Source organism: Marinactinospora endophytica (genome assembly GCF_054780875.1).
Genome location: NZ_BAAGVM010000010.1, coordinates 205371 through 223194, shown reverse-complemented (window position 1 = coordinate 223194; position 17824 = coordinate 205371). Strand labels below are relative to the sequence as shown.

Sequence of the window (17824 nt, the reverse complement as noted above, 5' to 3'; positions counted from 1 at the left end):
TTGTGACAGAGCGGGTGAATGTGAGTCGTCAGCACGTCCGAGCAGATCTGGCCGACCATGTCGCCGCCGCGCAACGGCTGCGCCGTGACTACGCCGCCCTGCCGGTGGACGCACCGGTCCGGTTGGCGAAACCCACCTCCAACCTGTTCCGCTTCCGCGACCCCGGCGACGTCCCGCGGCTGGACGTCAGCGCCTTCACCTCGGTGCTGGCCGTCGATCCCGACGCCCGTATCGCCGAGGTCGGCGGGATGACCACCTACGAGGATCTGGTCGCCGCCACCCTGCCGCACGGACTCATGCCCCTGGTCGTACCGCAGTTGCGCACGATCACGCTCGGCGGCGCGGTGACCGGTCTGGGCATCGAGTCGTCGTCGTTCCGCAACGGCCTGCCCCACGAGTCGGTGGAGGAGATCGAGATCCTCACCGGCGCGGGCGACATCGTCGTGGCGCGTCGGGACAACGAGCACCGTGACCTGTTCCGCGGTTTCCCCAACTCCTACGGGACCCTCGGCTACAGCCTGCGCCTGCGTATCGAGTTGGAGCCGGTCAAGCCCTACGTCCACCTGCGCCACCTGCGTTTCCACGACGGGGCCGAGGCGATGGAGGCGTTCGCGGCGATCTGCGCGGCGGCGGAGTACGACGGGGAGCGGGTGGACTTCGTCGACGGTGTGGCGTTCGCCCGCGACGAGCTCTACCTGACGCTCGCCTCCTTCACCGACCGCGCCCCCTGGACCAGCGACTACACCGGCTCCGACATCTACTACACCTCGATCCCGCGTTACGCGGGTCCCGGGCCCGGCGACTATCTGACGATCCACGACTACCTGTGGCGCTGGGACACCGACTGGTTCTGGTGTTCCCGGGCGTTCGGCCTGGGCAACCCGACGGTGCGCAGGTTGTGGCCGCGCTCGCTGAAGCGTTCCGATGTCTACCGCCGCCTGGTCGCCCTGGACCGGCGGACCGACTTCAGCCGGCTGCTGGCCCACTACCGGGGGCGCCCCCAGCCCGAGCCCCTCATCCAGGACATCGAGGTCGAGGTCGGACGCGGCGCGGAGTTCCTCGACTTCTTCCACACCGAGATCGGTATGTCGCCGATCTGGATGTGCCCCCTGCGGCTGCGCGAGCAGCCGGAGGCCGGCGGGGAGGACGGCCATGTCTGGCCGCTGTACCCGCTGGAGCCGGAACGGCTCTACGTCAACTTCGGATTCTGGGGCATGGTGCCCATGCGCCCCGGACAGCGCCGGGCCCACCACAACCGGCTCGTGGAGGAGGAGGTCGCCCGGCTGGGCGGGCACAAGTCGCTGTACTCCGATGCTTTCTACAGCGAGGACGAGTTCTGGGGGCTGTACAACGGGGACGCCTACCGGCGCCTCAAGCACGCCTACGACCCCAAGGACCGCCTCCTCGACCTCTACGCCAAATGTGTCGGGAACCGGTGACACGCCGTCCCGGGCAGGGACGGGGCGACGTGCGGCGAGAAGGGAATGGTAATGCGGCTGGCGGAGATCTTCGAGCGGGTCGTCGGGGCTGACGCCCCTGTTCGGTTCCGCGCCTACGACGGCAGCACCTCGGGAGATCCCGAAAGCGAGATCACCCTCGTCGTGCGTACCCCGGTGGCGCTCAACTACCTCGCCCAGTCCCCGGGGGCGCTCGGCCTGACCCGGGCCTACGTCGCGGGGCACATCGATCTCGAAGGGGACATGTACACCGCGCTCAAGCGGATGTCGGAGATCGCCTTCGGTGACGGGGTCAGGCTTCGCGACTTCCTCGCCATCATCAAGGACATCGGCTGGGTCAAGTTCGTCAACCGCGTACCGCCGCCTCCGCAGGAGATGCGCCGCTCCCGGCTGCTGGAGCGTGGCCGGCGGCATTCGAAGGAGCGCGACGCCGAGGTCATCCACCACCACTACGACGTCTCCAACGCCTTCTACGAGATGGTGCTGGGGCCGTCCATGACCTACACCTGCGCCGTCTACCCCACACCGGACGCCTCCCTTGAGGAGGCCCAGTTCCACAAGTACGAGCTGGTCTCGCGCAAACTCGGGCTGGCCAAGGGGATGCGGCTGCTGGACGTGGGCTGTGGCTGGGGCGGCATGGTCATCCACGCCGCCCGTGAGCACGGCGTCAAGGCGCTGGGGGTGACGCTGTCCAAGGAGCAGGCCGAGTGGGCGCAGAAGAAGATCGCCCAGGAGGGGCTGGGCGACCTCGCCGAGGTGCGCCACATGGACTACCGCAACGTCCCCGACGGCGTCTTCGACCGGATCAGCTCCATCGGCCTGACCGAGCACATCGGCAAGAAGAACGTGCCGGACTACTTCGCCTCGCTGTACGCGAAGCTGAAGCCCGGCGGCCGGCTGCTCAACCACTGCATCACGCGCCCCCGCAACGACCTTCCCGCGATGGTGCCGGGCGGGGTGATCAACCGCTACGTCTTCCCCGACGGGGAGCTGGAGGGGCCCGGGTGGCTCCAGGCGCAGATGAACGACGCCGGGTTCGAGATCCGGCACCAGGAGAACCTGCGTGAGCACTACGCGCTGACGCTGCGTGACTGGTCGGCCAACCTGGACCGCAACTGGGACGCGGCGGTCGCCGAGGTCGGCGAGGGGACCGCGCGGGTGTGGCGGCTGTACATGGCGGGCTGTGTGCTGGGGTTCGAGAAGAACGTGGTCCAGCTCCACCAGATCCTCGGCGTCAAGCTGGACGGTGACGACTCGGGCATGCCGCTGCGCCCGGACTTCGAGCCGCGGCGCGGCTGACCCGTTCGCGATCGGGGGGGAGCGGCCCGGTCCGCGGTGTTCGGCGCCGCGGCCGGGCGGGCATCATGGAGGACATGCCTGGGACCAATGACGCGGACGGCGTCACGCAGCTCGCCATCTCCCTCGTCGACGCCTATGTGCGCAAGGACCGTGACGCGGTGGGCACGGCGGTGGCCGAAGCAGAGCGCTCCGGCCGGATCGACGATGTCACCTCGGAGCTGAAGGTCTACGCCTCGTTCCTCACCCGACGGGTGCAGGAGACCGGGGTGGTGTGGAAGCCCGCGGACTCCCGCGAGGCGGTGGCCCGGACGGTCGCCGACATCTTGGAGCCCGAACTGGAGTTCGCGGTCGTCACCGCCTGGGAGGCGCACTCCGTCGGCGAACACGAGGCGGCGGAGCGTTTCACCCGTGGCGACCCGCTGGTTTTCCTGCACATGCTCGCCGCCTTCTGCGCGGCGATCGGCCAGGCGGTCTACAAGCCGGCCGAGCTGATCTCGACGTTGCGGATCGCCTCGGGGTCGGCCGAGTAGGGCCACCGGCGCGGTGGCGATACGGGCGTGTCCCGGCCGGTGACGGCCGGGGCACGCCCGTCGTCGTCCACGGCCGGGGGCTCGTCGCGATGGGGCGGAAGACCGGTCCGGGCGCCACCCGCGACGGTGATTCCCTATTGCTCTCTGTCGATGTACGGTGACTCGTGGTGGTCATGGTGGGTGTGCGGTGATTTTTTGTTGTTTACTTCACAGCCTCCTGGATTTTGCGTAGGTTTCTTACACGTCCCCAGGACGGGAGAAGAAGACGACGACCGCACGTCGCCGCGCATCCCGTGGCGGCGAGGACGGGAGGGTCCATGGGTCAGAAACGCATCCTGTCCGCCACCGCCGCGAGCACGGCTCTCATACTGGCGCTGAGCGCCTGCGCGGGTGGCGATTCCAGCGGCGGGGGAGAACGAACGCTGGACGTGTGGATCATGGAGGGCACCCACCCCGACGCCTCGGCGTTCTTCGACGAGGTCGCCGCGGACTTCGAGGAACGCACCGGCGCCACCGTCAACGTCGAGTTCATCCCGTGGGCCGACGCCCACGACAAGTTCGTCACCGCGATCGCCGGCGACACCATGCCCGACGTCGCCGAGGTCGGCACCACCTGGACACCGGAGTTCGCCCAGGCCGGCGCCCTGGCCGACATCACCGACCGGGTCGGTGACACCAGCGCCTACGTTCCCGGGCTCATCGAGGCCGGCACCGTCGAGGACCGGCTCTACGGGGTGCCCTGGCACGCCGCGGTGCGGGCGGTCCTCTACCGCACCGACGTCTTCGAGGAGCACGGTCTCGAAGAGCCGCGCGACTGGGAGCAGTTGCGCGAGGCCGCGCTCACGATCAAGGACGCCGAGGAGGACATGATCGCCTTCCCCGTTCCCGGGGGCGCCGAGTACTCCCTCCTCCCCTTCGTCTGGGGAGCCGGGGGCGACATCGCCGAACAGGGGGACGACGGGACGTGGACCTCCGGCATCGACAGTCCCCAGGCGCGTGAGGGGATCACCTTCTTCACCGACCTCGCCCTGAAGGACGGCCTGTCCTCCACCGGCGCGGCCACCTGGCTGGAGACCGACGTCCAGGACAACTTCGTCGACGGGAAGGTCGCCATGGCGATCTCCGGAAGCTGGACCCCCAAGGCGATCCTTGAGGCCAACCCCGACCTCGAAGGGCGCGTCGCGGCCTTCCCGATCCCCGGGCCCGAGGGCGGCCACAGCCCGAGCTTCCTGGGCGGGTCCCACCTGTCGGTGTTCAACGGGTCGGAGGACCAGGACCTGGCCTGGGAGTACGTCCAGCTCCTGACGAGTGACGAGTACGCGCGGCGCTGGACCGAGGAGACCACCTACCTGCCCGGTAAACAGGAACAGCTCGCCCGCTACGCCGAGTCCGAGGATCCGCTGATCCGTCCGTTCGCGGTGCAGATGAGCCAGGCCGGGCGCGGGGTCCCCGTCACCCCCGCCTACGGCAAGGTGCAGGGGCAGAAGGTCCTGCAGACGATGGTCCAGTCGATCCTGTCCGGTGACGCCTCGGTCGAGGAGGCCTCCGCCACCGCCGCCGAGACGATCGAGAAGACACTCAACGGAGACGGGTGAGCCGTGGCCAAACCCGTCCTCACCAGGCCGGCCGCTCCCGCGGCCGACCCCGGTGGCCCCCGCCCCGCCCCGTCCCGCCGTCTGTCCGCCAGGACCCGACGGCTCGTACGGCCCTGGGTGCTGCTCGCGCCGGCCCTGCTGGCCATCGGCGTGCTGCTGATGTACCCGCTGGCGCGGGTGGTGTGGCTGTCGTTCCAGGACTACGGGTTGGACAACGTCGTCTCCGGCCAGCCGGACTACAACGGCCTGGACAACTACGTCGAGCTCCTCACCGACCCCTACCTGTGGACGGTGGCGCTTCCCAACACCGCGGTGTTCGCGGTGTTCGCGGTCGGTGGGACGGTCGTCCTCGGCACGCTCATCGCCCTGCTCCTGAGGTCGCTGAGTCCCCTATGGCGCACGGTGGTCACCGGTTGCATCATGGTCGCCTGGGCCATGCCCGCGGTCACCAGCACCTACGTGTGGATCTGGATCTTCGACGTCGACCGCGGCCTGGTGTTCCAGGCCCTGCACGCCCTCGGCCTGATCGGGCCTGAAGGATTCAACTGGTTCACCGAGAGGCTGACCTTCTACGCGATCGTCACCCTCAACATCGTCCACCACGGTTTCCCGTTCGTCGCGGTCACGGTCCTGGCGGGACTGCTCACCATCCCGCGCGAACTCCACGAGGCCGCGCTGCTGGACGGCGCCAACGCCTGGCAGCGTTTCTGGCGGGTGACCGTGCCGACGATCCGGCCCGTGTTCGCGGTCGTCACGATCCTGTCCACGATCTGGGACTTCAAGGTGTTCGCGCAGGTCTACCTGATGCCGGGAGGGGCGGGATCCAACGCCGAGGTGCTCAACTTCGGGGTGTGGTCCTACGTGCGTTCCTTCTCCCAGCAGAGCTATGGGCTCGGATCCGCGATCGCGGTCCTGCTCACGTTGATGCTGCTCGCCATCACCATCGTCTACCTGCGGGCCCTGTTCCGGGACGAGGAGCTGCGATGACCGCCACCACGGACCGCGCGCCGTCCGGCCGCCGCACCGCCGTCGCCTTCGGTAAAGGGGCGGCGGTGGCGGCCGTCCTCCTCTTCACGCTGTTCCCCGCCTATTTCATGCTCTCCAGCGCGCTGTCGCGGCGATCCGGGTCGGGGACCGACGCGCTGTTCCCGGCCGACCCCACCCTGGACCACTTCATGGGCGTGTTCACCCGGGGCGGCTTCCTCACCTATCTCGGTAACTCCCTCTTCGTCGCGCTGCTCACGGTCGTCGGGAGCAGCCTGCTCGCGCTGTTCGCCGCGGTCGCGGTGGCGCGCTTCCGGTTCCGGTTGCGCACCACGGTCCTGGTGATGGTGCTCGTCATCCAGATGGTCCCGCTCGAGGCCCTGGTCATCTCGCTGTTCCTGCTCGCCCGCGACCTGAACATGCTGAACTCGCTGTGGGGACTCGCGCTCGTCTACGTCGCGCTGTCGCTGCCCTTCGCGATCTGGATGCTGCGCGGCTTCGTCGCGGCGGTGCCGGCCGAGGTCGAGGAGGCCGCCTACATCGACGGAGCGTCGTGGGGGCGGATGTTCTGGTCGGTGCTGTTCCCCCTGGTGGCCCCGGGGCTGGTGGCCACCAGCATCTTCTCCTTCATCACCGCCTGGAACGAGTTCATCCTGGCGCTGACGTTCATGAACGACGGCGAGAAGTACACGGTCGCGGTGGGACTGCGGCAGTTCTTCGGCCAGAACACCACCGACTGGGGCGCGGTCATGGCGGCGTCGACGATCATCACCCTCCCGGTCATGGCGTTCTTCCTGTTCGTCCAACGGGGCCTGGTCTCAGGGCTGGTCTCGGGAGCGGTGAAGGGATGACGATGACGGAACCGCGCCGTGATCCACGGATCGTGCGGATGGTCCACCAGGTGCTCATGCCCGGGTTCGTGGGCACCGAGCCACCGGGATGGCTGGCCCGGGCGGTCGACGAGGGGACGGGCGCCGTACTGTACTTCGGACCCAACCTCACCGGCGACCCGGCGGCGCTGTCCCGGACGCTGCACGGGCTCCGCCCCGACCTGGTCCTCGCCTCGGACGAGGAGGGCGGGAGGGTCACCCGGCTGCACGCGGTCCAGGGGTCGCCCTACCCCGGGCACGGGGAGCTCGGCGCCACGGGAGACCTCGCCCGCACCCGCGCCGTCGCCCACGCGATGGGCGGGGAACTTCGCGGTGTCGGCATCGACGCCGCGCTCGCGCCGGTCGTGGACGTCAACGTCAACCCGCGCAACCCCGTCATCGGGCCGCGGGCGTTCGGAGCCGATCCGCGGGAGGTGGCCGGGCACGGCACCGCCTTCATCCGCGGCCTCCAGGAGGCGGGGGTCGCGGCGGCGGCCAAGCACTTCCCCGGCCACGGCGACACCGAGGTCGACTCCCACCTCGCCCTCCCCGTGGTCGACGTCGACCTCGCGACCCTGCGCCGGCGGGAGCTGCCGCCGTTCGCCGCCGCGATCCAGGCGGGAGCGCGCATGGTCATGGTCGGGCACATCCGGGTGCCCGCGCTGGGCGAGGCCCCGGCCAGCCTCGACCCCGGCGCCTACGCCCTGCTCCGCGGCGAACTGGGCTTCGAGGGGGTCGCCGTGACCGACGCGCTGGACATGCGCGCGGTGGCACGTCACCTGGGACGCGGTGAACTCGACGGGATCGCCGACGGCGCGGTCGGCGCGCTACGCGCCGGAGCCGACCTGCTGTGCCTGGGCAACCCACACGAGGCGGGCGGCAGCGACGAGAAGATCTTCGGGGCCACGGTGGAGCGGATCTTCGCCGCCCTCTCCGATGGGACCGTGCCGGTGGCGCGCCTGGCCGAAGCCGCCGGACGGGTGGGGGAACTGGCGGCCTGGTGCGCGCGGAGGCGACCGTGACGGCGGTCTCTCCTTGACCGGGCGACGGTTCTCCGTGAGTGTTGGCGGGAATGGACCGATGCCGGAGGGGTCCGAGGCGCGCAGGGACGACGCAGCGGTCCGCGCGCGTCGGAAACGGAGTGGGGGAGGACACGTGGTCACAGTCGAGGACCATCCGATCGAACCGGACTACCCCTGGCCCAAGAGCCCGACCAACGTCCTCATCCGCTGCAACGTCTGTGTCGATCTGCGCTACTTCGCCGACCGACACGCGGAGCACCTCGACGACTACAGTCCGGGACCGCACTGCAAGGCCTGCGGCAAACGCATCGAGTTCAGGTGCACCGTCTGCGACTCCCAGTGGAGACCCCTCTCGTGAGAGGGGTCAGTTCAACACGACGATCGCCCCGTTGAGCGCGCCCGCGTAGGCCACCCACACCAGATAGGGGACGAGCGCCACCGCCGCCACCCGGCTGTGGCGGGCGAAGAGCGCGATCAGCACCGCGAGGGCCACGCCCAGGACCGTGATGTCGACCAGGGCCGCGCCATAGCGCCCCGCCGCGAAGAACAACGGCGTCCAGGCCGCGTTGAGCAGCAACTGGAGAGCGTAGAGGGCGAACGCGACGGGCGCCCCGCGCAGTCCGGCGGAACGCCAGACCAGCCAGCCCGCCAACGCCATCAGAACGTACAGCACGGTCCAGGCGGGGCCGAACAGCCACTGCGGCGGTGCCCAGGAAGGCAACGTCAACCGGGCGTAGACCTCCGCCGACCCGCTCGCGGCGGCCCCGCCGATGGCGGCCGTCGCCAGGACCGCGAGTGCGAAGGCGACGGCAGCGCCCGTCTGACGGGAGCGCGAGGGCGCTCGATCGGCCATGCTGACCCCCTCGTGGGACGGCGACCCTCACCGCCCTGCCCGCCGATCCGGCGCGCAAACGGAAGTGGGGCCGCGTCGAGGGCCGCCGGCCGCGTCGGTCAGCGCAGCTCGCGCTTGAGGATCTTGCCGGTGGCGGTCATCGGCAGCTCGTCGCGGAACTCGACCAGGCGCGGGTACTTGTAGGCGGCCAGCCGCTCCTTGGCCCAGGTGATGAGCTCCTGCTCGGTCACCCTGGCGTCCTCCTGGCGGATCACGTAGGCCTTGATCTCCTCGCCGTGGGTCTCGTGCGGCACCCCCACCACGGCGGCCAGGCTCACGTCGGGGTGCGTCATCAGCACCTCCTCCAGTTCGCGGGGGTAGACGTTGTAACCGCCGCGGATGATCATGTCCTTGGAGCGGTCGACGATGTAGTAGAAGCCCTCCTCGTCGCGCCGGGCGATGTCGCCCGTGCGGAACCACCCGTCCTTCAGGACCTGCTCGTTGATCTCCGGCCGTTGGTGGTAGCCCTTCATCACGCAGTGGCCGCGTACCGCGATCTCCCCGGGCCCCTCGCCCTCGACCTCGTTGAACTCGGCGTCCACGAGTCTCATCTCCACCCCCCAGATCGGCAGCCCGATCGAACCGGGCTTGGCCTTGCGTCTGGGGTCGTTGAACGAGACGACCGGCGAGGTCTCGGACAGCCCGTAGCCCTCCAGGATGTCGACGCCGAAGCGATCCCTGACCCGCTTGGCGAGTTCGCCGGGCAGGGCCGAGCCGCCCGACACGGCGGTGTGCAGGGTGCCGGTGATCTTGTCGATGTCGTGTTCGCCCTTGGCGCCGAGCAGTCCCCAGTACATGGTGGGAACGCCGGCGAACATGGTGACGCCCTCCTTCTCCATGAGGGCGAGGGTCTCGTCGCCGTCGAAACGGGCCTGGAGGACCATCGTCCCCTGCCGGTAGAGGGCGCAGTTCATCATCGTGGTCTGGCCGAAGATGTGGAAGAGCGGCAGCACGGTGAGGAAGATGTCGTGGCCGTTGGGCGCGCGGCCGAACAGGCGGCTCGAGGCCACCGCGTTGAGCAGCAGGTTGGCGTGGGTGAGCTGGGCCCCCTTGGGCTGACCGGTGGTGCCGCTGGTGTAGATGATGACCGCGGTGTCGTCGGCTTCGGTGCGCACCGTCTCGAAACGTCCCGAACGGCCGGCGAGCGCGGCCCACAGCGTCTCGGCGCCCTCGATCGTCGACTCGGTGGCGCCGGGCGTCGCCGGGAGGTCGATGTAGACCTCGCAGCCCTCCACCTCGTTGAACGCCTTCCAGGCGCGCTCCCCGAGCGGGAGATCCGGCGTCCCGGTGAACGCGAACAGCGCCTTGGCGCCGGAGTCGCGCAGGTGGTAGGCGATCTCGCGCGGGGTCAGCAGTACGTTGAGGGGGACCACGACGGCGCCCGCCTTGAGCGCGCCGAAGTAGACGAAGGGGAAGTAGGGGGTGTTGGGGGAGGCGATCGCGATCCTGTCCCCGCGCTCGATGCCCCGTGCGACCAGGAGTTCGGCCACCTGGTTGGCGATCATGTCCACCAGCGCGTAGTTCAGGCGCAGGTCACCGAAGACCACGGCGTCGCGGTCGGGGTGGTTTCGGGCCCCGTCCTCCAGTAGTACCGACAGGTTGAGCATCGCGGCCTCCTCCAGAGAGTGCTGTCGGTCACTGTTCTACCGCACGGTAACTTCTGTGGAAGAGGCCGGGTGCCCCGGGTCACTCGACCCGCGTCAGCGCCGCCGATCCGGGAAGCGAACCGGTGGAGTCGCTCATCCCGATCTCCGAGACCCGCCAGGTGCTCCCACCCGCCTCCACGGTGTCACCCAGTTTGAGGGTGTGCTCCTTGGCGGGACCGTCCTCCTCCCCGACGCTGATGATCACGGCCGGCTCCTCGCCCTCCTCGTAACCGACGACCTCCAAGGTGGTCGGCTGCTCGCTCCCCGCGTCCAGCGTGTAGGCGACGCCCTCGGTGAGCTGGATGCGATCGTCGTTCTCACCCAGCAGCGGAGCCGGGCTGCTGCTCTGCGCGGTGGCCTCGGTCTCGCTCTCACCACCGTCACCGCCTCCGCAGGCCGCGGCTCCCAGCACCACACCGGAGGCCAACGCGGCGGAGGCGAGGAAACGGGCGATAGGACGGGCACGAACGAGGACAGCCATGTTCATTGATCTCCATCAAGGTCCTGGGACGCCGGCGGAGGATCGGCCGGCGCTTGCCTCCCAGTCTCGGTACTGGGACAGGCGGGAAGGGGAGGGACACGCGGAGGCGTGTTCGAGTGACCGGGCGGTCGGCCGCGTGCTGTGTATTGTCCCACCGGCGCGGGACACGTCGGCCGGGAGAAGCCGGTCGCCCCGACCCCGGACCGGCCCATTGGAAGGGCGCCCCTCCGCCCGCACGCTCCCACGGGGCTCGGGGAGGGCCGGACGAGGCGGTGAGGTCATCCCCACCGCACGCTAACCTTGGGATCCGAAGACTCATGCGGCGGCCTCCGGTCGCGGTGCGCCTCGCCGGCGCCTCCCTCCGGACAGCCGGGGCCCGCCCAAGACCACGTGCTTCGACAGCGCGAAGCGGTAGAGGACAGTTCCAGCGATGACAGCCGTAGACGGAGACCAGGTGGCGAACGACTCCTACGACGCCCACACCCTCCAGGAGAAGTGGCAGGCCCGGTGGGCCAAGGAGAACCCCTTCGCGGCCAGCGAGGATCCGGCCGACGACCGTCCGCGCTCCTATGTGGTGGACATGTTCCCCTACCCCTCCGGCGACCTTCACATGGGCCACGCCGAGGCGTTCGCCATCGGCGACGTCGTCGCCCGGTACCGTTTCCAGCTGGGCGAGAACGTGCTCCACCCGATCGGCTGGGACTCCTTCGGCCTGCCGGCCGAGAACGCCGCGATCAAGCACGGGACCCACCCCGCCGAGTGGACCTACGCCAACATCGAGACCCAGGCCGAGTCCTTCCACCGCTACGGGATCTCCTTCGACTGGTCGCGACGGCTCCACACCAGCGACCCCGAGTACTACCGCTGGAACCAGTGGTTCTTCCTGCGCTTCCGCGAGCGGGGCCTGGCCTACCGCAAGGACGGCCTGGTCAACTGGTGCCCCAAGGACCAGACGGTGCTCGCCAACGAGCAGGTCGTCCAGGGGCGGTGCGAGCGCTGCGGCACCGAGGTGGTGCGGCGCACCCTCAACCAGTGGTACTACAAGATCACCGAGTACGCCGACCGGCTGCTGGAGGACATGGCCCAGCTCGAGGGCAAGTGGGCCGACGAGGTCTTGACCATGCAGCGCAACTGGATCGGCCGCTCCCAGGGCGCCGACGTCCGGTTCGCGATCGAGGGACGCGACGAGCCCGTCACGGTGTTCACCACGCGCCCGGACACGCTCTACGGCGCGACCTTCTTCGTGGTCGCCGCCGACGCGCCGTTGGCCGACGAGCTCTGCGCCCCCGAACAGCGCGAGGCGTTCGAGGAGTACCGGGCCCAGGTCGCCAAGCTGTCCGACATCGAGCGTCAGTCCACGGAACGGGAGAAGACCGGCGTCTTCCTCGGCCGCTACGCGATCAACCCGGTCAACGGCGACCGCATCCCGATCTGGGCCGCCGACTACGTCCTGGCCGATTACGGTCATGGCGCCATCATGGCGGTCCCGGCCCACGACCAGCGCGACCTCGACTTCGCACGGAAGTTCGGGCTGCCGGTGCGCGTGGTCGTCGAGACGGGCGAGGCCGACCCGAACGACAGCGGTGTCGCCACCGCGGGCGAGGGCAAGCTGGTCAACTCCGGTCCGCTGGACGGGCTCAGCAAGAGCGAGGCGATTCCGCGGATCATCGAGATCCTCGCCGAGCGTGGCACCGGTGAGGGGACGATCAACTACCGGCTGCGCGACTGGCTGCTGTCCCGGCAGCGCTTCTGGGGTACGCCCATCCCGATCATCCATTGCCCCTCCTGCGGCGAGGTCCCCGTACCCGACGAGCAGCTCCCGGTGCTCCTGCCCGACGACCTGCGCGGTGCCGACCTCGCCCCCAAGGGGGTCTCGCCGCTGGCCGCGGCCGACGATTGGGTCAACGTCGACTGCCCCGAGTGCGGTGGCCCGGCCAAGCGCGACACCGACACGATGGACACGTTCGTCGACTCCTCCTGGTACTTCCTGCGCTACTGCTCGCCGCACGAGGAGAACGCGCCGTTCGACCGGGACGCGATCAACAAGTGGGGACCCGTCGACCAGTACATCGGCGGCAAGGAACACGCCATCCTGCACCTGCTCTACAGCCGGTTCTTCACCAAGGTGCTCTACGACATGGGCATGGTGGAGTTCACCGAGCCCTTCACCCGGGTGCTCAACCAGGGCCAGGTCATCAACCAGGGCAAGGCGATGTCGAAGTCGTTGGGCAACGGCGTCGACCTCGGTGCGGAGATCGACAAGTACGGCGTCGACGCGGTCCGTCTGACCATGCTGTTCGCCGGCCCGCCCGAGGACGACATCGACTGGGCCGACGTCTCCCCGGCCGCCTCCCTGAAGTTCCTCAACCGGGCCTTCCGGGTGATGGTCCAGGCGGGAGAGGCGTCGCAGCCGGGCGTCGACCCCGCCGAAGGCGACCTCGCGTTGCGCAGGGCCACCCACCAGACCCTGGACAAGGTGACCGCCGCGGTCGAGGCCCAGCGCTTCAACGTCGCGATCGCCCGCATCATGGAGCTGGTGACGGCGGCACGCAGGGCCATCGACTCCGGCCCGGGCGCCGCCGACCCCGCTGTCCGCGAGGCGGCCGAGGTCATCGCGATCACGCTGTCGCTGGTCGCCCCCTACGTGGCCGAGGAAGGCTGGGAGCGGCTGGGACACCGTGGATCGGTGGCCATCGGCAACTGGCGCACGCCCGACCCCGCTCTCCTGGTCCAGGAGTCGGTCACCTGTGTCGTGCAGGTCGCCAGCAAGGTCCGTGACAAGCTGGAGGTGGCGCCGGACATCTCCGCCGAGGAGCTGGAACGCCTGGCCCTGGCCTCGGAGAAGGTCCGGAACTTCATCGGCGACCGCCAGATCCGCAAGGTCGTGGTGCGCGCACCGAAGCTGGTCAACATCGTGGTGGGCTGACCCTCACCGACCGGTCCCGCCCGGCGCGACGGATCTCTCCCGGCGCCGGGCGGGGCCTTTTCCGCGGTGCCCGAGACTAACGAGGAGCCCAATGTCGTCAAGGAGCGGCGGCGTGAAACGAGTACTGCTCGTGACCGGTGGCGTCGTGGTGGTGGCGGCCGTCTCCATCACCGCTGGTCTTGTCTGGGGCGCGCGAGGACCGGCCGCCGAGGCCTCGCCCTCCGACGCCTTCGCGGCCGCTCCGGCCTGTGCTGACGTGACGGCCGAGGTGATCGAGCCCGCGGTGCCGTCGGCGCAGCCGGAGGTCGTGGCGGCGGGGCCGTTGGAGAACGCGGCCGCGGGCGCCTGCGCCTGGACCTCCTTCGGTGACGCCTCGGCCCCTCCGCGCTCCCTGCACGTCGAGTTCGAGGCGCGTTTCAGCAGACGCGACGGGCAGGAGAGCGGGGAACAGGCCGCCGCCCGTCGGCTGGTGGAACTGGCCCCCGCCGGCGAGACCGAGGGGGCGGCCCCCGTGGCCTCGCTCGGAGAGGGAGCGGTCGTCCGGCCGGGGACGGCGGAGGGCGGGGCCGCGGAGGTGGTGTTCCGCAGGGACAACCTGTTGGTGCGCGTCTGGTACGGCGGGGACAGGGGAACCGACGGCACGCCGCTGTCCTACGCGCAGGCGCGCGACGGGGCGATCGGCGTGGCCGAGCGCCTGGCCGACTCCCTCTGAACGTTCGGCGGCCTCCGGCCTCCCGTCCGTGGGAACCGGCGGAGGGGTGAGGACGTCCTAGGACACGTCTCCGGTCCCCTCCGGGACGGAGCATCCAGAACGACGGGACACCGGCGTTCTGGGGGTGCAGAGATGTCGGACGCGCTGTTGGAATGACGGGTTATGTGCCCGTAACGGTGTCGATCAGGTAAATGGCCCCTGATGTCTGCTGGCTGACGGTCCGGCGGCGAGTAGCGTTGACGGGCCGGCCGCCGATCCCCGTCGAGGAAAGGACCGCAGATGCTCCAACCGCCCCACGGGGGTCCCGGACAGGACCCGCCTGGGGGAGACCCGGGTCCCCGAGGAGGCCCCCCTGCCCAACCGGGACCGGCGTGGTCCCCCTCCTCCACCGCGCCGGGAACGCCCTCCCAGGGCGGGTGGCCGACCGCGGGGCAGGCAGACCCCGGGCGAGAGACGCCTTCCGCTCACCCCCTCGGCGGGGAGCGCCAGATCGAGCCCACGCCCCGGGCCAATCGGGGATGCGCCATCGCGCTCCTCGGCACCGCGGCCGTCACCGTGCTGCTCCTCCTGGTGGGAGGGGTCACCGCCGCCGTCTGGCTCGACGCCGACGGAGGCGAGTACTCGGTGGCCCCCGACTGCTCGGTGGCCGAAGGCGAGGTCCTCTCCCGGCTGGTCCCCGCCCACGAGACCGTCCTGGCCGAACGGATCGACACCGAAGGACAGGAATGGTGGGAGGGGCACCAGTGCGTGTGGGAGACCGCCGCGACAGCGGTCGAACCACCGGCCAAGGTCGCCCTGTACACCATGCGCAACGAGAACCGCCCGGGAGCCGGTGGGGAGGAACAGGCCGCCACCGACCTCGCCGACGACAGCAGGGGGCATGAGGCCGTGGCGGTCGAGGAACTCGGAGACGAGGCACTGGCCTGGTACGACAATGGAAACAGGTTCGGGTGCGTCGGCGTCCGAACGTCCAACCTCTATGTCTCCTCCTGCTACTACGCTTCGACGGACTACTCCGGTACCCGAACCGTCCCCCAGGACGAGGCGTTGAAGGGCGCGGAGGAGCTCGCCCGAGACGTCGTGGCCAGGATCGAGACCGGTTCCTGACCAGGGCGGGCCGCCACGGTCCCGTCGACCGCGTCCTCCCTCTCCACGTGCCCCCCAGGAAGAGACGCGGGCATCCCCAAGCCCATCCCTCCGATTGGAGACCCCATGACCCAGCCCCCTTACGGCGGCCCTACGGGAGAGCCCTCGGGGCCGCCCCCGGGTGGTCCCTCCGGTCCGTCCGGAGCCCACGGTCCCTCGTTCGAGGGGTCGTCGGGCCCTTCCGGCCCCCACGTTCCGCCGAGCGGTGGACCGTCCGGTCCGTCCTACCCCTCGGGCTCCTATGGCCCGCCTCCGGGAGGGCCGGGCGGTCCCGCCGGTCCGCCTCCGGGAGGACCGGGTGGTCCCGCCGGTCCGCCTCCGGGAGGGCCGTACGGCCCTCCGCCGGGAGGACATCCGGGTGCCTATGGTCCGCCGCCCCCCAACGGGCCCTACGGCCCCAACCCCTACACCACCGTACCGAAGAAGAACAACGGTTGCCTGGTCGCCTCGATCATCGCCGCGGTGATCGCGGTCGTCCTCGTCCTGGGCGTCGTCAGCGCGGTGTTCCTCCTCTCCGGTGAGGAGGACGAGGGGTACGCCGCGACCCCGAGTTGCTCGGTCGCGGAGGGGGCTTCGCTGTCCCTGCTCGTTCCCGATTACCAGGCCGACCGGCAGGAGCCGATCGACACCGGGGGTCAGGACTGGTGGGACGGATACGAGTGCAGCTGGATCACCCCGACCACCTCCTCGGGCACCCCCGCTTTCGCCTACATGATCGTCATGCGTAACCAGGACCGGCCGGGTACGACGGGTCAGGAGGAGACCGTCACCGACCTGGAGACGCAGACCGCGGGCTACTCCACGACACCGGTCGAGGGGCTCGGGGACGAGGCCCTGTCCTGGTACGACGGCGCGGAGGAACTCGGCTGCGTGGGAGTCCGGATGTCGAACATCTTCTTCTCGACCTGCTACGACGCCGCCACCGACTACGCCTACACCGAGTCCATCCCCGAGGAGGAGGCGGTCGACGGCGCGGTGAGCATCGCGCGCGACGCGGCCGAGGCGATCCGCAACGGCGGGTACTAGTCGGCGGCCCTCCTCGCCCGAACGCGGGGCGCCCTCCCTCGCGGAGGGCGCCCCGCGCGCGTCGGCGCCCTACAGGGCTCGGTCGAGGAACGAGGTGAGGGCGGGGGCGAGCTCGGGGGACACAGGACGCTCCTCGTCGAGGACGGGCGCGCCAGGGGAGCCGTCGTACAACCGGAACACATGGTCGGCGTCGGGCAGGTCCACCCGTTCGGCGTCGTCCAGGCCGGTCATGAGCCGGTCCACCTCCGCCCCGTCGACCTGGGAGTCGGCGGTCCCCCACAGAACGAGCGTCGAGACGTCGGCGGGCAGCTCACGGGCGAGGTCGACCGGGTCCATCGCGTCGATCTCGCGGAGGAAGGTCTCGTTCGTCGGTGAGAACAGCGCGTCGAGCTGGGGAGAGAGGTCCTCGGGGAGCTCGCCGCCGGAACGGAGCCGGGCGATGGCATAACGGGTGTCGGACAGCACTGCGGTCGCCTCGGCCGCGTCGAGCGCCCCGCCGCTTTCGGCGGTTCGGACCTGTTCGGTGAGCTGCCGGTCGAGAAGGGAGAGGTAACGTTCCCCTACCGGGGCGGCGAGCACCAGTGCCCGTGGCGGGTGCTCGTCGATCACGTTCGGGGCGCGCAGCGCGAAGATCGATCCCTCGCTGTGGCCGATCACGACCAATCGGTCCGGGTCCACCTCGGGTCGGGAGGCGAGCTCCGCGTAGGCGGCCGTCATCTCGTCCTCGAACAGGTCGTAGCCGACGGGCTCCTCCGGGTCGCGTGACGCCGTTCCGGTCGAACCGGAACCGTACTTGTCGTAACGCAGGGAGGCGATTCCGGCGTCGGCCAGGATCGCCGCGAGATTGTGGTTGGTGTCGGCCTGGGAGCGGTACGGACTGTTGCCGTTCCGGTCGGTCGGTCCGCTTCCGGACACGATCAGCGCCGCGGGTACCGGTTCGCCGGCGTCCTGTGGCAGCGCGAACGTCCCGTACAGGGTGTCGGGGCCGCTGCGGAACTCCACCTCGTACTCGTCGGCGGCGACGTCGAGCCGCTCCACGCCCCCTTCGTCGTCGCGCTCGGCCGTCGCGCAGGCGCTCGACAGCAGGAGCGCCCCTCCGGTGAGGAGGGTGCCGCAGACCTGGAGGGGGCGGGGAAACAGGCGCATGCCCCTACGGTAGGGGAGCCCGAGGCGGGGCCGGTCCCAGGGCGCGGCTCCGGGGTGGAGCCGATCACGGGTCCGTACCGAACCGAGGCGAAG

General features: G+C 70.1%; 16 protein-coding genes. 12 read left to right on the top strand and 4 right to left on the bottom strand.

Going from position 1 to position 17824, the window contains the following annotated elements; translation table 11 throughout:
• Positions 1-14: 14 nt before the first annotated feature.
• From ACYVHU_RS19260 to ACYVHU_RS19225, 8 genes are all read left to right on the top strand, one after another.
• Entirely contained in the window at positions 15-1439 is a 1425-nt protein-coding gene (locus ACYVHU_RS19260) for an FAD-binding oxidoreductase (protein WP_432939416.1), read from the top strand.
• 51 nt (positions 1440-1490) lie between these two features.
• A complete protein-coding gene (locus tag ACYVHU_RS19255) occupies positions 1491-2756 on the top strand; it encodes a class I SAM-dependent methyltransferase (protein WP_432939419.1) in 1266 nt (421 codons plus the stop codon).
• Positions 2757-2830: 74 nt separating this feature from the next.
• Positions 2831-3286 carry a hypothetical protein gene (locus tag ACYVHU_RS19250; protein WP_432939421.1) on the top strand — a complete coding sequence of 152 codons (456 nt, stop codon included), beginning with the start codon at positions 2831-2833 and terminating at the stop codon, positions 3284-3286.
• A gap of 317 nt (positions 3287-3603) precedes the next feature.
• A complete protein-coding gene (locus ACYVHU_RS19245; protein WP_078762997.1) occupies positions 3604-4881 on the top strand; it encodes a sugar ABC transporter substrate-binding protein in 1278 nt (425 codons plus the stop codon).
• A gap of 3 nt (positions 4882-4884) precedes the next feature.
• Positions 4885-5868 carry a carbohydrate ABC transporter permease gene (locus ACYVHU_RS19240; RefSeq protein WP_432939424.1) on the top strand — a complete coding sequence of 328 codons (984 nt, stop codon included), beginning with the start codon at positions 4885-4887 and terminating at the stop codon, positions 5866-5868.
• Positions 5865-6716, top strand: a complete 852-nt coding sequence (locus ACYVHU_RS19235; protein ID WP_432939427.1) for a carbohydrate ABC transporter permease — start codon at positions 5865-5867, stop codon at positions 6714-6716. The genes ACYVHU_RS19240 and ACYVHU_RS19235 overlap by 4 nt, the downstream gene beginning before the upstream one ends.
• Before the next feature lie 2 nt (positions 6717-6718).
• Complete coding sequence (locus ACYVHU_RS19230) at positions 6719-7756, top strand: glycoside hydrolase family 3 protein (RefSeq protein WP_498949162.1); 1038 nt, start codon at positions 6719-6721, stop codon at positions 7754-7756.
• Between the two features lie 133 nt (positions 7757-7889).
• Positions 7890-8114, top strand: a complete 225-nt coding sequence (locus tag ACYVHU_RS19225; protein WP_078762993.1) for a hypothetical protein — start codon at positions 7890-7892, stop codon at positions 8112-8114.
• A gap of 6 nt (positions 8115-8120) precedes the next feature.
• Here ACYVHU_RS19225 and ACYVHU_RS19220 read toward each other — a convergent pair whose 3' ends face one another.
• From ACYVHU_RS19220 to ACYVHU_RS19210, 3 genes are all read right to left on the bottom strand, one after another.
• Complete coding sequence (locus ACYVHU_RS19220; RefSeq protein WP_078762992.1) at positions 8121-8609, bottom strand: TspO/MBR family protein; 489 nt, start codon at positions 8607-8609, stop codon at positions 8121-8123.
• Between the two features lie 98 nt (positions 8610-8707).
• The gene (locus ACYVHU_RS19215) at positions 8708-10255 is read right to left on the bottom strand and encodes a long-chain-fatty-acid--CoA ligase (protein WP_078762991.1); all 1548 of its coding nucleotides are present in this window, start codon (positions 10253-10255) and stop codon (positions 8708-8710) included.
• 79 nt (positions 10256-10334) lie between these two features.
• Positions 10335-10775 carry a DUF6406 domain-containing protein gene (locus tag ACYVHU_RS19210; protein WP_078763065.1) on the bottom strand — a complete coding sequence of 147 codons (441 nt, stop codon included), beginning with the start codon at positions 10773-10775 and terminating at the stop codon, positions 10335-10337.
• 430 nt (positions 10776-11205) lie between these two features.
• On the opposite strand from ACYVHU_RS19210, the gene leuS reads away from it, so the two are divergent.
• The 4 genes from leuS to ACYVHU_RS19190 all read left to right on the top strand — a co-directional run bounded on the left by leuS (position 11206) and on the right by ACYVHU_RS19190 (position 16585).
• A complete protein-coding gene (gene leuS / locus ACYVHU_RS19205; protein WP_078762990.1) occupies positions 11206-13701 on the top strand; it encodes a leucine--tRNA ligase in 2496 nt (831 codons plus the stop codon).
• Positions 13702-13813: 112 nt separating this feature from the next.
• Complete coding sequence (locus tag ACYVHU_RS19200; RefSeq protein WP_144390198.1) at positions 13814-14413, top strand: hypothetical protein; 600 nt, start codon at positions 13814-13816, stop codon at positions 14411-14413.
• A 555-nt stretch (positions 14414-14968) separates the two neighbouring features.
• Positions 14969-15520, top strand: coding sequence for a hypothetical protein (locus ACYVHU_RS19195; protein ID WP_078762988.1), 552 nt, complete (start codon positions 14969-14971; stop codon positions 15518-15520).
• A gap of 501 nt (positions 15521-16021) precedes the next feature.
• Positions 16022-16585: a hypothetical protein gene (locus ACYVHU_RS19190; protein ID WP_078762987.1), complete on the top strand. Its 564-nt coding sequence runs from the start codon at positions 16022-16024 to the stop codon at positions 16583-16585.
• Positions 16586-16654: 69 nt separating this feature from the next.
• On the opposite strand, the gene ACYVHU_RS19185 is transcribed toward ACYVHU_RS19190, so the two are convergent.
• Complete coding sequence (locus ACYVHU_RS19185) at positions 16655-17731, bottom strand: alpha/beta hydrolase family protein (RefSeq protein ID WP_078762986.1); 1077 nt, start codon at positions 17729-17731, stop codon at positions 16655-16657.
• Positions 17732-17824 lie beyond the last annotated feature (93 nt).

Bases quoted from the DNA above. Each gene is read 5' to 3' on its own strand.
- ACYVHU_RS19215 (WP_078762991.1), bottom strand. From the start codon at position 10,255: ATGCTCAACCTGTCGGTACTACTGGAGGACGGGGCCCGAAACCACCCC.
- ACYVHU_RS19210 (WP_078763065.1), bottom strand. From the start codon at position 10,775: ATGGCTGTCCTCGTTCGTGCCCGTCCTATCGCCCGTTTCCTCGCCTCC.
- ACYVHU_RS19220 (WP_078762992.1), bottom strand. From the start codon at position 8,609: ATGGCCGATCGAGCGCCCTCGCGCTCCCGTCAGACGGGCGCTGCCGTC.
- leuS (WP_078762990.1), top strand. From the start codon at position 11,206: ATGACAGCCGTAGACGGAGACCAGGTGGCGAACGACTCCTACGACGCC.
- ACYVHU_RS19250 (WP_432939421.1), top strand. From the start codon at position 2,831: ATGCCTGGGACCAATGACGCGGACGGCGTCACGCAGCTCGCCATCTCC.
- ACYVHU_RS19235 (WP_432939427.1), top strand. From the start codon at position 5,865: ATGACCGCCACCACGGACCGCGCGCCGTCCGGCCGCCGCACCGCCGTC.
- ACYVHU_RS19255 (WP_432939419.1), top strand. From the start codon at position 1,491: ATGCGGCTGGCGGAGATCTTCGAGCGGGTCGTCGGGGCTGACGCCCCT.
- ACYVHU_RS19245 (WP_078762997.1), top strand. From the start codon at position 3,604: ATGGGTCAGAAACGCATCCTGTCCGCCACCGCCGCGAGCACGGCTCTC.
- ACYVHU_RS19185 (WP_078762986.1), bottom strand. From the start codon at position 17,731: ATGCGCCTGTTTCCCCGCCCCCTCCAGGTCTGCGGCACCCTCCTCACC.
- ACYVHU_RS19230 (WP_498949162.1), top strand. From the start codon at position 6,719: ATGACGGAACCGCGCCGTGATCCACGGATCGTGCGGATGGTCCACCAG.